The 16,318-nt window shown below is 46.8% G+C and carries 9 protein-coding genes; 1 reads left to right on the top strand and 8 read right to left on the bottom strand.

Annotated features, from left to right (window positions below):
* The first annotated feature begins 42 nt into the window (after nt 1-42).
* Nucleotides 43-558, top strand: coding sequence for a bifunctional 3-hydroxydecanoyl-ACP dehydratase/trans-2-decenoyl-ACP isomerase (gene fabA, locus L4C36_RS14520; protein ID WP_428478520.1), 516 nt, complete (start codon nt 43-45; stop codon nt 556-558).
* Between the two features lie 306 nt (nt 559-864).
* Here the strand turns inward: fabA and rmf are convergent, their stop codons facing one another.
* The 8 genes from rmf to L4C36_RS14480 all read right to left on the bottom strand — a co-directional run bounded on the left by rmf (nt 865) and on the right by L4C36_RS14480 (nt 16,052).
* Entirely contained in the window at nt 865-1,038 is a 174-nt protein-coding gene (gene rmf, locus L4C36_RS14515) for a ribosome modulation factor (RefSeq protein ID WP_428478519.1), read from the bottom strand.
* Between the two features lie 178 nt (nt 1,039-1,216).
* On the bottom strand, nt 1,217-3,385 hold the full coding sequence (locus L4C36_RS14510) for a DUF3466 family protein (RefSeq protein WP_428478518.1): 2,169 nt from the start codon (nt 3,383-3,385) through the stop codon (nt 1,217-1,219).
* A complete protein-coding gene (locus L4C36_RS14505; RefSeq protein ID WP_428478517.1) occupies nt 3,385-5,313 on the bottom strand; it encodes an ABC transporter ATP-binding protein in 1,929 nt (642 codons plus the stop codon). Before L4C36_RS14505 ends, L4C36_RS14510 begins: the two co-directional genes overlap by 1 nt.
* Nucleotides 5,300-5,557, bottom strand: a complete 258-nt coding sequence (locus L4C36_RS14500; RefSeq protein ID WP_428478516.1) for a glutaredoxin family protein — start codon at nt 5,555-5,557, stop codon at nt 5,300-5,302. The genes L4C36_RS14505 and L4C36_RS14500 overlap by 14 nt, the downstream gene beginning before the upstream one ends.
* Nucleotides 5,558-7,696 (bottom strand): bifunctional 23S rRNA (guanine(2069)-N(7))-methyltransferase RlmK/23S rRNA (guanine(2445)-N(2))-methyltransferase RlmL, encoded by a 2,139-nt coding sequence (gene rlmKL / locus L4C36_RS14495; protein WP_428478515.1) that lies wholly within the window; start codon nt 7,694-7,696, stop codon nt 5,558-5,560.
* 1,328 nt (nt 7,697-9,024) lie between these two features.
* Nucleotides 9,025-9,570 carry a cell division protein ZapC gene (locus L4C36_RS14490; RefSeq protein WP_428478514.1) on the bottom strand — a complete coding sequence of 182 codons (546 nt, stop codon included), beginning with the start codon at nt 9,568-9,570 and terminating at the stop codon, nt 9,025-9,027.
* Between the two features lie 378 nt (nt 9,571-9,948).
* Nucleotides 9,949-10,959 (bottom strand): quinone-dependent dihydroorotate dehydrogenase, encoded by a 1,011-nt coding sequence (gene pyrD, locus L4C36_RS14485; RefSeq protein WP_428478513.1) that lies wholly within the window; start codon nt 10,957-10,959, stop codon nt 9,949-9,951.
* A gap of 263 nt (nt 10,960-11,222) precedes the next feature.
* On the bottom strand, nt 11,223-16,052 hold the full coding sequence (locus L4C36_RS14480; RefSeq protein ID WP_428478512.1) for an NAD-glutamate dehydrogenase: 4,830 nt from the start codon (nt 16,050-16,052) through the stop codon (nt 11,223-11,225).
* Nucleotides 16,053-16,318 lie beyond the last annotated feature (266 nt).

Here is a 16,318-nt window from a genome sequence, read left to right as displayed (position 1 = left end):
AAGCTAAATTGCTCCCATACTATTCAAGGAGCTTTACAGTTGATGAAACGCCAGCAATCTTATACTTACAATGAACTCGTTGCGTGTGGTAAAGGCGAACTTTACGGCCCTGCATTTCCTTCTTTGCCTTCTGATAACATGCTGATGATTGACCGTATCGCCACTATCACCGACGAAGGCGGTGATCACGGCAAAGGTTTCATCGTTGCAGAATTGGATATTAAACCTGATCTATGGTTCTTCGATTGCCACTTTAAAGGTGACCCTGTGATGCCGGGTTGTCTTGGTCTTGATGCCATGTGGCAGCTTGTTGGCTTCTTCCTAGGTTGGGCTGGCGGCGAAGGTAAAGGCCGTGCACTGGGCGTGGGTGAAGTGAAATTTACCGGCCAAATTCTACCGGATGCGAAGAAAGTGACGTACGAAATTCAGCTTAAGCGTGTGATCAACCGTAAACTCATCATGGGTGTTGCTGATGGCCGCGTACTGGTTGATGGTAAAGAGATCTACGTCGCGAAAGATTTGAAAGTCGGTCTGTTTAAAGATACGTCTTCGTTCTAATGCATACAGCATGAATGCAAAACATCAAAAGGTCGCTTAGGCGACCTTTTTTAATGCCTGTCGTCACGTTACTCAACGTGACAATGTCACCTAAACCACCTAAACCACCTAATCATCGGTCAAACCGAAACGAGACTCTCCCACTCTGCCGCCTGTGTGGTCCCGTAAGCCCTGATGATCAATGACAATGATAACGAATAAGTGAGATGTTGTTATGCATTGACGAGGTGAATACGGTAACGCGGGATATGAATGAGCCCCTGTTCCTAATAGGGGCTCAATAAGGGTGATATGAAGGGAGGTTTATTATTTAAACAGGCCAGATTGCAGATCTTGTCTTGCTTCTCGCCAGCCACCTAGCCAGTTAGTACGGGCGTCCGTTGCTTGATGCGGACATTCTTCACTGGAACGACCATTGATACCAGCTTTATAGCCTTGAGATTGTGCGCGTTCCAAACGATCCCGCTTTTGTCTCTTCATAGTACGATCCTCATCCTTATTCAATTTACATGTTGCATTCATTACTATTGCATAATGATGGAGCTTTGGTGACTCCACTATTAAGAATTGGTCAAATAGCCAATGAGATCAACCCCAGAAACAATTCAGGCCCACAAAATGTGAGCCTGAATATAAAACGAGCAATTTTGACAAAAATTTACTTTCTGCGACGGAACCCTAACCAACCGAGTACTGTCAGTGCAAATACACCCAAAGAACCGCCACTGCGTTCAACGGTGCTATCTGCCGATGGACGTACATCAACGGTTGGGTTTTCGCTGGCTGCAATCGGAATCAATTTCACCGCAACGGTACGCTCTGAATCAGCGGCACCACCTTGACAGAATGATGTACTGCTCAGGTTATCGTAGCCACCAGCACACTTAAACGCGGTTGCCGAAATAACACCTGCGTCATTGATATCAGTCGCTTCAAAGATACGGTATTGGTTAGCCGTACCAGACGCATTACCGTCATTGACGAGATCATCCAAGAAGTACACATTGCCCTGCTTCAGTGCCATCTTCTCTTTATCAGCGTCAGGAAAATCTGTACTGATATCACCCATCACATACGTAAACGCACGCTGACGACGGAAACGACCATCAACCTGGTTGACCGTTTCTGCATCCAACTTGCCCACGATCTGATCGTGGTTGTTGATTGCTGCTGGGTAACCATTCGCACCACTAAAGAACAAGGATGAAATGCTACTGTCTAGGAACGTAGGCGCTGTTGGTTTCGCTGCATTGTCATAGACAAACATACGTTCAGAGTAAGAACGGTTATCAGAGTTGGCATTTTTCGCCACACCAATAACCTTGTTGTTCTCATTCACATCCGTCGCAAGGCTGTACGTCAAACGACGATCACCGTCACCATCTTCAATTGCTAAGCCAGGAATGATTTTACGCGTCCAAGACTCCGCCGTTACATCTGTGGAATCGGGCTTAGTTAGTTCCCAAACAGCGGCACGGATAGCGTAAATACCACCAAACGCTTTATCGATAGATTCGTGATCGACGGAATCGGTAGTGAAACCCGCCACAACGGGCTTACCACCCACAAGAGACACTGACGTAGCGCCCGCTTGGAAAGAACGATCATCATTATCTGGATCAAGCGTCTTATATTCGCCATCTGATGCTTCACGCTTCGCTAGCAAGTTGGCTTCTACCGACTGCGATGAACCATCAACTGTCCAAAAGACGGCATCGTTAGCAAATACAGACAACTGACACTCTTTCGAGCCATAGAAGCCGGCTAAATCAACGTTCGCTGCATCCGCAAAATACGTTGGGCACTTCCTAAATGCATCATCATTGAAAAGAGGATCGCCATCACGGTTATCATTAGGCACTTTTCTGTCAACATCGTCGAAATCACTTGGTGCAAAAGATGCACTACCAACAACCAGTAATTTACCTGCTGGGTATTCAACGGCCTCAAACGCTAATGACTGACCTGCATTTTTAACCAATGGGTTAGCCTGAAACGGGTCCAGCCTTACTTTCTCACTTGGTGATGCAGGATCGCCATAGTTAACAAAGCCACGTTTGTTAAACTGTCTCGCAAAGCGGCCATCTTTTTCAAAGTAAGCACCACTAGCAATGCCGACAGCAAAATTACTGCCAACACTGTTAACAACAGTGTTCGTTGATGAGTGCGTAACAATACTACCTAGCGTCGGAACAACGGCTGAATCATAGCCCGCCTCATTACTAGCAAAGGTTTCGATTGCAGAAAAACTGCTATTGCCTAACAGTGCTGTCGCATTCGCGTAGTAGTTTTTATCCCACGCTTCCTGCTCACGCACTAATCCACCCAAACCGGTACGATCTTCAACAGCATTCGTGTTGTAGCCTTTGCCGTAAAACTGGGTCAGCGCCCAGTTATCACAGGTATTAGGACCAAGGTTGCGAGAACAGTAGCTGTAAAGACGATCTTCATCATTGATTTCTTGGTAGTTATCACTGATGTAGGGAACCACATCGCGGTATGGCACACCTTCTGATCCTAAACGTGCTTCACCACTAACAACGTAATTATCAACATTACATCTTTCGACTGAAGCAAAGCAGTTATCACTATCCGGATCATCTGGCTTTGCTGGGTCCTTTACATATGACGCAGAAATACCTTTAGCGTGAAACTCTAACTTTTGAGGTATTTGGGATTGATCTACATTTTGGTTAGGGTAATACGGTAATGTTGAAATATCTGTATTGTCTTCAACTTCAACTATTCGATAAACCGCCGCATTCGCTCCAGTAGCACCGGCGATCAAGATCGCCAGTGTAGATAACTTTAACGTCTTCTGTTGCATTAAGATTCCTTTTGCATTGCCTCAAGTTCTTCCCAACGCTCAAATGCTGTTTCAAATTCAGCCTCCACTTCCGCTAAGCGATTCAGCGTAGCTTGAGTATCATTTTTTACGTCTTGGAAGAACACAGGATCGTTAATTTGCTCCTGCAATTGAGCAATTTCGTTTTCCAATTCTTCAATTTTAAGCGGTAGACCCTCTAGCTCTTTTTGAAGCGAATAAGATAGCTTCTTCTTAGGCGTAGATTGGGTTGTCTCTCGCGGCTTGTTATTTTCTTGTTTCTTCTTAGCCTGCTCAAATTCAGCAGCCTGTTTTTTTGCAATATTTGTTAGCGAGTTAGCACGCTGCGCTTGAGCATCATGATAACCGCCTACGTATTCTTCGATAACCCCATTGCCTTCAAAAATCCAGCTTGTCATCACAGTATTGTCAACAAACTGACGATCGTGACTCACCAAAAGCAACGTGCCCTGATAGTTGGCAAGTATTTCTTCTAAAAGTTCCAATGTTTCGATATCGAGATCGTTCGTTGGTTCATCGAGAATAAGCAGGTTATTAGGCTTAAGGAACAGCTTGGCTAGCAATAGACGGTTCTTTTCGCCACCAGACAAGGCTTTAACAGGCGTACGTGCACGGCGTGGGTGGAACAAGAAATCTTGCAAATAGCCCAGTGCATGACGCGTTACGCCATTGATGGTCACTTCTTGCTTGCCGTCAGCCAGGTTATCGATAACGGTTTTTTCTGGGTCTAGAATTTCACGGTACTGGTCAAAGTAAGCCGCATCGATCTTCGTACCGCAATGGAATTTACCCGACGTTGGGGTCAATTGCTCCAGCATCACTTTCAGCAATGTACTCTTACCACAACCATTTGGCCCGATAAGGGCGATGCGATCACCACGCATAACCGTAAAGCTGAAATCATTGATGATGGTTGCATCACCATAGCTGTAAGAGATATTCTCTGCTTCAAAGACAATCTTACCTGAGCGGTTCGCATCCTGAAGTTTCATGTCAGCTTTGCCGACCACTTCGCGACGCTCACTGCGCTCAGCACGTAATGCTTTCAGGGCGCGAACACGGCCTTCATTACGAGTACGACGCGCTTTCACACCTTGACGGATCCACACTTCTTCTTGTGCCAGCTTCTTATCAAACTCGGCGTTTTGTTCCGCTTCTACACGCAGCATCTCTTCTTTGCTTTCAAGATACAGCTCATAGTCACCCGGGAAAGAAACCAGCTTACCGCGGTCTAGATCCAGAATACGGGTCGCCATTGAACGGATAAATGCACGGTCGTGAGAGATAAAGATGATTGAACCACGGAAGTTCTTCAGGAAGCCTTCCAACCATTCAATGGTTGCCACATCCAAGTGGTTCGTTGGCTCATCAAGCAGCAAGATGTCAGGGCTGCAAACCAATGCACGTGCCAGTGCCGCTTTACGCTGCCAGCCACCAGAAAGGTCGCTCAGCAATGTGTGCGGGTCAAGGTGCAAACTTTCTAGTACGGTCGCAATTTGATTATCAAACTGCCAAGCATTCGCGTGGTCAATTTTTTCTTGTGCTTTCATCAGCTTATTAAGGTTTGATTCGCTCGGATCAACCGCAATCAAATCTAACAGGTGGTGATACTCTTTCAGTACCTGACCCACTTCCGCCAAGCCTTCTGCAACATAATCAAATACGTTACCTTCAGCATTACGCGGTGGATCTTGCTCTAGGCGCGAAATTTTCAGCTCCGTTTGACGCTGAATACTACCGTCATCCAGTACAACGTCGCCGGTAACCACTTTCATGAACGTGGATTTACCCGCACCGTTACGTCCCACCAAACACACACGTTCGTTGGGTTGAAGAACGAATTCCGCTTTATCAAGCAAAGCGTGATCACCGTACGCAAGTTGCGCATTACTAATATTAATTAAAGCCATTGTTTTTTAACCATGTTGCCAAAACGTCAGCCTCAAAAGGCCAGCCGAGTTCGGTATTAGATGAATTTGAGTCTGTGGGATGCAGTGAAAGCACCGGAATGGTGGTGCCGTAACGCAAAAAGAGCGCATCATCAAAGGCAATATCTACCACTTGAACGCGCTCTTCTACGCCGGCTTGAACGAGCAGGCTAAAAGCCTGCTCGCAAAGATGACATCCCTCAGTGCTATAAAGTGTGATTAGCACTTAGTCTTCCTTGTGGGTGATGATCCAGCAGTTATGAATCTGCTTATTGCGGCCGAAATCCATTGGCAACGTTGTATCAGAAATATTGTTAGCCTTCAGGCCAAGTTCATTCAGTTTCTCGATGTCCATTTTGAAATGGCGCTTATTGTTCGAGAACACAATTTGTCCATTCGGACGCAGCATACGCTTGAGGTTTTCCATTAACATGATGTGATCACGTTGAACGTCAAAGCTCTGAGTCATACGTTTAGAGTTAGAGAACGTCGGTGGGTCGATGAAGATCAAGTCAAACGTGTCATCGACTTCTTGCAGCCACTGCAAACAGTCTGCTTGTACAAACTGGTGCTGACTGCCAACCTGTCCGTTTAGCTCCATATTCTCTTGTGCCCAACGCAGGTACGTGTTGGACATATCAACCGTGGTGGTCGACTTCGCGCCACCGCAAGCGGCATGACAGGTTGCTGAACCGGTATAAGCAAACAGGTTAAGGAAATCTTTGCCTTGTGCCATTACGCCCAGTTTACGGCGTGTAATACGGTGATCCAAGAACAGACCCGTATCCAGGTAGTCATACAGGTTCACTTTCAAGTCAACACCGTACTCGTTCACAATCATGTGACGCTCAGCACTGGATAGTTTCTGGTATTGGCTCTTACCTTTCTGGCGCTCACGCACTTTCAGGATAACTTTGCTGTTATCAACGCCTGTCACCTGAATCGTGGCACGCAAGATATCCATCACACGGCGACGTGCGGTTTCTTCCGGGATCGATTTCGGTGCCGCGTATTCTTGAATAATCAAGAAGTCGTTGTATTTATCAATCGCCGCATTGTAGTCAGGCAAATCGGCATCGTAGATACGGTAACAGCTGATACCTTCTTTCTTCGCCCACTTGTCCAACTTGGTGATGTTCTTCTTCAGGCGGTTCGCAAAATCAGGCGCAACTTGTGTTTCTTCAACCACACCCTCTTTTTCACCTTCAACATGCTTTACACCGCCCGCCGTGATCCAGTATGTCTTCAACACACAGTCAAGCGCACCGTTACGCAGCTTAAACTGCTTGTCTGCACGCATACGCAAGCAGCTTAGCAATTCATTCGACGAGGAGAAAATAGACGCCGTCGAGCCCGCAAAGGCCAACTTCAAACGGTTACCGAAATCACCGTAAAGTGAAATAAGCTCTGGCGTTGTACCCAGGCGCTCACCGTATGGAGGGTTACAAAGTACCACGCCATGCGAGAAGCCTTCAGGGCAAATCAGTTGTGTTGCATCACCGTATTCAAAATCAATCAGATCTTTCACACCCGCACGACCCGCGTTATCACGCGCAATCGTCAACACACGACGGTCCATCTCACGACCAAAGAACTTCGTTGTTACATTACTCACACCGCGACGCGCTTTTACGGTCGCTTCTGCGTGAATTTCTAACCAACCTTCTTTGTCGAAGTCTTTGATGGATTCAAAGCCCCACTTCTTGCGCTTCAGACCCGGTGCAATTTGTGCTGCCATCATCGCCGCTTCAATCAACAGCGTACCTGAACCACACATTGGATCGAGTAGCGGTTTATCTTCCGTCCAACCCGATTTCATGACCAACGCTGCAGCATGGGTTTCACGCAACGGGGCTTTACCTGCCTCACTACGGTAACCACGCTGGTGCAAGCCACTACCAGCCATATCCAGACCAAGTACACCTTTCTCGCCAGATAGACGCATATGAATACGCAGATCTGGACGCTCACGGTCGATGTTTGGACGACGAAGATCCGCCTTTGTGAATTTATCCACAATGGCATCTTTCACTTTCATCGCACCGTACTGGCTGTTGCGGATTTCACGGTTGGTACCGTTGAAGTCAACGATGATACGCGTGTCGCTACCAAAGTAGCTTGGCCAGTTAATCGCAGCGGCACCCAAGTACAGGTCCATGTCATCACGGACATTAAATTCACTCAGGACTTGGATGATACGGGATGAAATGCGCGTCCAAAGACAGCAACGGTAAGCTGTTGCTTGTTCGGCTTTAAAACGAACACCGGCACTCACAACCTGAATGTTCTGGGCGCCCAGTTGCTCCAATTCTTCTGCAAGAAGGTTTTCAAGACCTCGAGAGGTAATAGCTAGATATTGATTCATGACGTTCTTTTCGCTCTTATGTTGCCGTGAATTATAACTGAAAAGCGCTCAAATACCTTGTGCTAAAGCGGCGTTAAAGGCTCATTTAGTTAAAAAAACGACAATCTGTCCCTCGCTTCAAGCGAGGCCATCTTTCATCCCTCCCTTCAATTGCTGTCCGATACCCACAACCTGGCGCCGCATCGACGCTTAAATACATAAATTGCGTTTACACACATGCACAATGAGAGCGAGCAACCCCTTTCCAGATTGTTCACAAATATCACCAATCGCCTCGTCGCTATTGTTCACACAAGAGCATAATCACGCCAAATCTCTTTACAGCCAACAACTTAGACACTGAATGCCATACCGAAAACTAAACAGGAAAACCAGCAACCAACAAGATTATGCTCAATTTATGCCCACCTAATGCTCTACACTGCCTTTGGTTCTCCACTCGGCCACCACGATGAATGAAGATGCAATCCTGATAATTTCCCAAATGGAAAGTATTGCCTGAGCGGACAGAATGGCAACCTCACAGTGGCTGTAACTTAATTACATCAAAGCGGAAATAGAGGAAGATCTTAACCTGATCTGCCATTTCAATAAGTGAATTATTGCGGTTTTTTTGTCTTATTTGACGAAAAAGGGGCAGAAAATAAAGGCAAAAAAGATAAAAAAATTCGAGACGTATCACTTTGCTTGCATGATTTATAAACAGAAATAAAGCCTTTCTTCGCCGATGATTTCAATCATCGACAAAAAAGCAGCCATATCGCACTCAGTCGCGCCGTGTACAATGAACAGTAAATTTAACGCTCATCATCAAAAAACCGTACAAATCGCTATACAGCGCCTTAATGATGGCTTTATCGCTTAGCCTTCGGCATTCCTTTTCCTATCACCGATCATGCCACTATCAAGCCCATTGCGGCGGACGATTTTTCCGCCCAGCATGGTCTCCGCATTTAAGCGAAACAGGATAAGCAAAGTATGGAACAAGCAAACGATGAACAAACGGAGAGTGTGCAATGCACAGAGCAAAAACGTACGCAGCGGACCTGTAAGCAAAATAAGGCGCGCAAACGGTGGGCTGGCCTACCCTACTTCGATCTGCGTGCCTGTATTGTATCTGAACGCGAGGTGTCAACACTTAGAGGTATTGGCTAGCGACGATATTCGATGGATCGAATAAGCAACAGGTGGAAGAGTATTAAGCGAAGCGGAAAACAGTGGGAAGTGATTGAGCATCAAAGGGGGGAAACTAAGGTAACAAGGCGCACACCAAAGCGGTGCGTGAAAGGAAGGCGTAATACAATAAAGAACGCTATAACAACGAAAAATTAGCCAACAAGCGCGTAATGCAGTGCACTTTCTTGAATAATCTCTAATGGTTTCATGCGGTTATTCATAACTTTGATCACTTCGCAAAAAGCCATTTCTTTCGATACCGTCAACGTAATAGGAGCGACATCTGCCATCATACACAAACTGGCACAGCCACTATTTTCAATAACGACGTAATTCGCTTCACCAAATTCCGTGGTCAGAGTGACGACATCGCCGTTACTCGGCTCAACACCCCGACTCTGTTCCTGGAAGAACCAGCTTTTTGGCATTAACGGCTTATGAAAACGACTGGCAGCAACGGCGTTCAGTGCCAACTCCGCTTTACGAGGGGCTGAAAGGTCTAGCTGGTGTAAGCTCTCGATGTACGTTTGGTAGGTTGTCGCGTCGTCAACCGTAAAAACGGTTTTTGCGAACGCACAAGGGACAAGGTGTTTCGTTGGAATGGCGACACGGAAGATCATCTCTTCGCCCAGATCAAGCATTAGCGCATCATTGTGTTGGTCGTAATACCACATCCATGAATTATTCGGTTTCAACATGTTACGCTCCAAAATCCGTTCGTGTTCTTGTTTATCCAACGCCTTACAAAAAACTTTAGGAGAATTTTACTTTTTGCAGGTTAAATAAAAAGAGGAAATAAACAGCAAAACAGACTGTAAAACAAGTGAAATATTGACAAAAAACACAGTAAAAGTGGCGACTGGCTATAATTCAGACAAAAAAAGTACCGAGAGGACGGATCCTATCGGTACTTCATTAAACAGTCACTTACCGCTGATAACGCATGAAGGGCTGTCTTGACACGCTAAAGACACGTTAAAAAGGTGACATCGTCACGCTTTTATCAATCTAGCCACAATGCCTACGATTTACGCCATCGCATTTATCATTCGCCGTCATGCCCTTCCACTCACCGTTTAAAGGTGTGTGACGATATCTTTCACCAGTTTTGGACCGTGGTAGATAAAGCCAGAGTACACCTGCACTAAGCTGGCACCTGCCGCCATTTTTTCACGGGCAGACACAGCAGAATCAATGCCACCGACCCCAATGATAGGCAGTGCACCGTCTAGCTCTTTCGCCAACAGACGAATGACTTCAGTGCTGCGATTCTGTAACGGACGGCCACTTAACCCCCCCATTTCATCACAATGCTTCATGCCTTCGACCAATGAGCGATCGAGCGTCGTGTTTGTTGCAATAACGCCATCGATCTTATTGTTGATCAATGACTCTGCAATTTGCTTGATCTCATGATCTTCAAGATCAGGAGCGATCTTCAGTGCAAGCGGGACATATTTACCGTGCTGCTCTGCCAACGCCTGTTGTTTTTCTTTCAACTGCGCCAGCAACTCATCCAGCATCTCACCGTATTGCAGTGTGCGTAGTCCTGGTGTGTTTGGTGAAGAAATATTCACAGCAATGTAGCCCGCATATTGATACACCTTCTCCATACAGATCAGGTAATCTTCCGCACCCTTTTCGATTGGCGTGTCTTTGTTTTTACCGATATTAATACCGATAACACCATCGTATTTGGTCTTCTTCACGTTCTCGATCAGGTTATCGACACCTAGGTTATTAAAACCAAAGCGGTTGATGATACCTTCAGCAGGAATAAGGCGGAAAAGACGAGGCTTATCGTTACCAGACTGTGGACGTGGTGTCACAGTGCCAACTTCAACGAAACCAAAACCCATTGCACCGAATGCGTCGATACATTCGCCGTTTTTATCTAGGCCCGCCGCCAAACCCACCGGGTTTTTGAACGTAATGCCCATGACTTCAACAGGACGATCAGGAACGTGTTGACGATAGAATAGATCGAGAGGAGTGCCAGTAAAGCGAGAAAAGTTCTGAATAGCCAGATCATGTGCCTTTTCAGCATCCAGCTGAAAAATTGCAGATCGAGCGAGGCGGTAAATCATTGTACCTCCTAATAAAAGCCCCGTGTAAACGGGTAGGTATTATCCCCCTTTCTTATCCAAAAACAACAAATAAATTCAAGTTTGTTGATAAAAATACGCTTTATCTATGCAGGAAGACACCTAACGACAATAAATAACAGTTTGTTTTTTCACTTAAAAAGCAAACGTTTAACTTACATGGCTCTTGTTAAACAAATCGGCCATCAAACATACGTTGATGGCCGACAGACTATGCAATCTCGACAGGGTTGGTCAACCTAGCATCAAACGACGGTGCGGCAATTGAGATTCAGTAACATTAACTCTCGCAAAGCGACAGAAAATTTCGCGAATTCGTGCGTAGTCCCCACTTTGAATTCCGCCAGTACCGTATTCCACCGTTGGATAGCCAGACGATTTTCCTCCACCCAATGATCCAGCAGTTGTTGTACGTCATCCCCTTCCATGCCGCGCGTGATCACCGCAGACGTTAGCTGCCGCTGCTGCCAATCCAAATCTTCTCGGAAGGACGCTCTCGCCAATGCCTGCCAGTGGTTTTCAACCGGTTGATGGTGGATCTGTTTAAGGAACCAGTGTAGCGACAAGTCCGCCCCAACCACAAAGTACACCTTCGCGATAAAGTCGATTTCTTTGTCTAACTCTTTGGCTATCTGCGCGATATCCATGGCCGAATACAGGCTACTGAGTCGTGCCACATTCATCGCTAAATCATCAGGCACGCCCTGCGCGATCATACTTTGAGCTTGCTCATGATGCTCTTGCACTTCTTCTGTGACAAGGTAACTGTCCAGATGTTCACGTAGACGATTCACCACGGGTTGATAGAACGCGATCATCTGTTCAATGCCCAATTTTCTATCACGGTTACGTAAAATCCAACGGGTAGCACGACGTAACATACGTCGGCATCGGTACAGTGCTTCATATTGCACGCAGGCTGGAATCACGTTATCCAACGCTCTCACCTGCTCAAAACAGTGGGAAAAATTAAAAATTTCACGCCCGACTGAATACGCGCCAGCAATTTCAGCCACCGATGCACCGGTTTCTTCCTGTAAGCGCGTTACGAAATTGCAGCCCATTTCGTTCGACATTTCATTGGCTAAGCTGGTGGCGATCAGCTCTTTACGCAACGGATGCTGCTCCATCTGTCCTCGGTATTGCGCTTGCAGTTCTTTCGGGAAATATGCCGGTAACAACCTTGCATGGTAAGGATCACTGGCCACTTCATCTGACACAAGCTCCTCTTTCAGTACCATTTTTCCATAAGCAACCAGCACGGCCAATTCCGGACGTGTCAGCCCCATGTCGGCCTTTTCTCGTTCTGCCAGCGTGTCATCATCTGGCAGGTATTCCAACGCACGATCCAGCTTACCGTTTTTCTCCAAATGATGAATAAAACGGATCTGCTCTTTCAGCAACTGTGTGTGCTGCTGTTGCGTCACTGAAATCGATTCACTTTGTCGGTAAGCATCATCCAGAACGATATCACCCACTTCATTTTCCATTCGCTCCAATAGCTCATTACGCTGTTTGAAGGTCAGGTCGCCGCCCGCCACCAAGCTGTTAAGCAAAATCTTGATGTTGACTTCGTTATCAGAGCAATCCACGCCACCCACATTGTCGATAAAGTCGGTATTGACCAAACCACCCCGCTTTGCAAACTCCACACGGCCCAGTTGGGTTAAGCCCAAGTTACCGCCTTCACCCACAACTTTGGCCCGTAACTCTGCGCCATTCACACGGAGCGCATCATTCGCACGATCACCGACATCGGGGTGGGTTTCTGTGGTCGATTTGACATAGGTGCCAATCCCACCATTCCAGAGTAAATCGACATCCATCCTTAAAATCAGACCTATCAGCTCATTGGGCGGTAAACTTTGCTTACGCGTGCCTAATAATGCCTGCACTTGTGGCGTCAGTTTGATTGACTTACTGCGGCGCGAATGCACGCCACCACCTTCGGAGATCAACGCAGGATCATAATCCTCCCAACTGGATCGCGGCAGATTAAACAAGCGATCCCGTTCTTTCCAACTGCTGGCTGAATCCGGTTCTGGATCGATAAAAATATGCATGTGGTTAAAGGCCGCGACCAAACGAATATGCTTGGACAAAAGCATCCCGTTACCAAACACATCTCCCGCCATATCACCAATCCCGGCACAGGTGAAATCGGTTTCCTGGCAATTAATCCCTAACTCGCGAAAATGCCGTTTGACCGATTCCCAGCCCCCTTTGGCCGTAATGCCCATTTTTTTATGGTCATAGCCATTAGACCCGCCGGACGCAAACGCGTCTCTTAACCAAAAGTGGTAATCTTCTGAAACGCTGTTGGCCAAATCAGAGAATGTTGCCGTGCCTTTGTCAGCGGCGACCACTAAATATGGGTCATCTTCATCATGGCGTACGACATTCACAGGTGGGACCAACTGACCGTCCACAATGTTATCGGTCACGTCAAGCAACGCACGAATAAAGCGTTTATAGCAACGTTGACCTTCGGCAAGGATCGCCTCTCGCCCAGACAATTGCGGCTGACGCTTACACACGAAGCCGCCTTTTGCGCCAACCGGTACAATGACCGTATTTTTTACCTGCTGGGCTTTTACCAAACCAAGAATTTCAGTACGGAAATCTTCCTGCCTGTCAGACCAGCGTAATCCGCCGCGCGCGACTTTACCGCCACGTAAATGCACGCCTTCAATATCGGGCGCATACACGAAAATTTCAAAGAAAGGCACAGGGGCTGGAATATCAGGGATTTCAGAGGGACGCAGTTTCAACGATAACCACGGTTTCGGTTGGCCTTGTTCATCTTTTTGGTAGTAATTGGTACGTTGCGTGGCAAGGATCATATCCATGTAGCGACGGATGATCCGATCATCATCCAAGCTTTCCACTTGCTCGAGTTTTTCGTTCAGTCGAGAGATCAGTCCCTGTTCGGTTTTCTCATCATAATGTTCAACCGGATCAAACCTCAACCGGAACAACGCCACCAAGTCTTTAGCCAAGTTACTGTGGCTCGATAAGGTTTCTTCAATATAGTGCTGACTGAACGGGAAGCCGACTTGGCGCATATAGCGAGCAAAACTCCGTAAAATGGTGATTTCACGCCCCGTAATGCCTGCGCACAGTACCAAACGGTTAAAGCCGTCACTTTCTAATTCACCGTACCAAATCGCGGCAAAGGCTTCTTGAAAACGATCTCGCGCTTCGCTGAGATCGATGCCCGTGCAGGCGTTATGCAACATGGCAAAATCAAGGATCCAATACACGATCCCTTCTGCGGTCACCACTTGATACGGCGATTCCCCAATCACCCGCAAGCCGAGATTTTCTAGCATCGGCATTACATCTGACAAATGAATCGGCTCATCGCGATGGAACAATTTGAGTTTAACAAAGCGGGAATCGTTCGCTTCTTCCTGCGGCCGATAAAACAACATACCCAGTTTGTTGTTTTCACTCAGTGCTTCTAACTGGGCAATGTCTGCGACCGCCGAACCCGGTAACATTTGTTCTTTATAAGACCGAGGAAACGCACTGGCGTAGTTCTTCGCTAACAAGGTGCCTTGGCTTTCCCCGAAATTTGCTTTGAGTGAACCGTACAAACGGTCTTCCCACGATGACGCCGCTTCCACCAAATTATGCTCTATCGTTTTTACGTCGATGTCATAGTTATTGTTTTCTACCCGCACAATATAATGCGTGCGGGCGAGCGGGCTTTCTGAAAAGAAGGTGGTAAATTCCACATCTTGTTCTGAGGCAAAATACGCCTGGAGTACCGCTTGGGTTTTACGGCGTAACTCCGTGTTGTAACGCTCTTTAGTGACATACACCATGCAAGAAAAGAACCGCCCAAAAGGGTCTCGACGCACAAATAACCGCAGTAAGTCGCGATCTTGCATGCGTACCACACCGCGTCCCACTTCCAACATTTCTTTCTCGTTGGCTTGTATCAGCTCATCTCGCGGGTACGTTTCGAGCAAATTATTCAGCGCTTTCCATGAATGCGAACCGCTGGAATACCCACTTTCTTCAAGAATGCGAGCCACTTTATCGCTCAGCAGTGGGATGTTCATGGTGGATTGGTGGTACGCCGTGGATGCGTAAAGCCCCGTAAAACGGTGTTCACCTATCACGTTGCCATTGCGATCAAAACGTTTAATGCCGATGTAGTCGGTATAGGCGGGTCGGTGAATTTTTGATTTACCGTTACTTTTAGTGAGAATAAGCAGTTCCGGTTTGCGGGCCTCAATGCGGGCAGATTCAGGCAGTTGTGACAGGCGCAGTGTGCGGACTTTCGCAGGTTTATTTAAGATCCCTAACCCACTGCCTTCACAAGGGCGTAACTCATAATCCCCCTCGACCGCGATCAAATCATACTGGTGATAACCCATGAAAGTAAAATTATGGTGGGTGAGCCAGTCAAGGAAAGCGATGGTTTCATCCCGTGTCTCTTGCTCAACCGGCAGGGCCGCGGATTTCAGCTCCTCCACCACTATTTTCAGTTTTTGTTGCATGAATTGCCAATCATTCACCACCACTTCCACATCATTCAGGACAAGCTCGAGTTCTTGCTTCAGCATCTCTCGTTCTTGTTTCTTATTGAGCCTGTCGACTTCGATGTGAAACAGGGTTTGTAACTCGCCGTCTTTCCCACACGCATCAATGATGGTACCGCTATCATTGCGTTTAAAATAATACGGGCCATTCAGCATCAAGTGGCTGGTCATGCCCAAGCGGGTTAATGCCATTCGGACAGAATCAACCAGAAATGGGCGATCGGGGGTAACAATTTCGACAACCGTATGCGTCGATTGCCAGCCATAGCGGCTTAAGGTGGGGTTATAGACGCGGACAGAAATTTTATCCGGCTGATTTTGCACTAAATGATGCCACAGGCTCAGTACTGCGCCATAGAGATCAGATTCATTACGTTGCAGTAAATCATCATCGGCTAACTGGCCTAACAGTCGTTGAGCAAACACCTCCACTAACGCTTGTTGCTTGCTCTCAATCTTGTCTTGGATTAAGCCATACACTTTCTCAAGTAATACCGGCACTATGGGATCAGGTGTCGTCATAGCCATACTCCATCGTTCTGTTTATCAATCAAGTATAGAGTTTTATAACTCATTCATGAGATTGGTTTTTCTCCGCTTACCTTTTCAGTTCAACGGCTAAAGATTCACGGCGATGTGTTACGGCTATTGTAAGATCAGTTGTTGCGTAAACGTTATACTTTTAGTGCATTGGCGAAGGCCAATCCTCGAATGTGTGACTGGCGTATAGATTTTTCTGATGGAATCCATACAGAGAAATCTAGGGTGAGTAAAGGTTCTAGCTAACC

Origin of the sequence: Photobacterium japonica (assembly GCF_050337005.1) — a bacterium.
Lineage (GTDB): Bacteria > Pseudomonadota > Gammaproteobacteria > Enterobacterales > Vibrionaceae > Photobacterium > Photobacterium japonica.
Note: the sequence above shows the minus strand (reverse complement) of the source record. Positions and strands in the feature narration are given on the sequence as shown.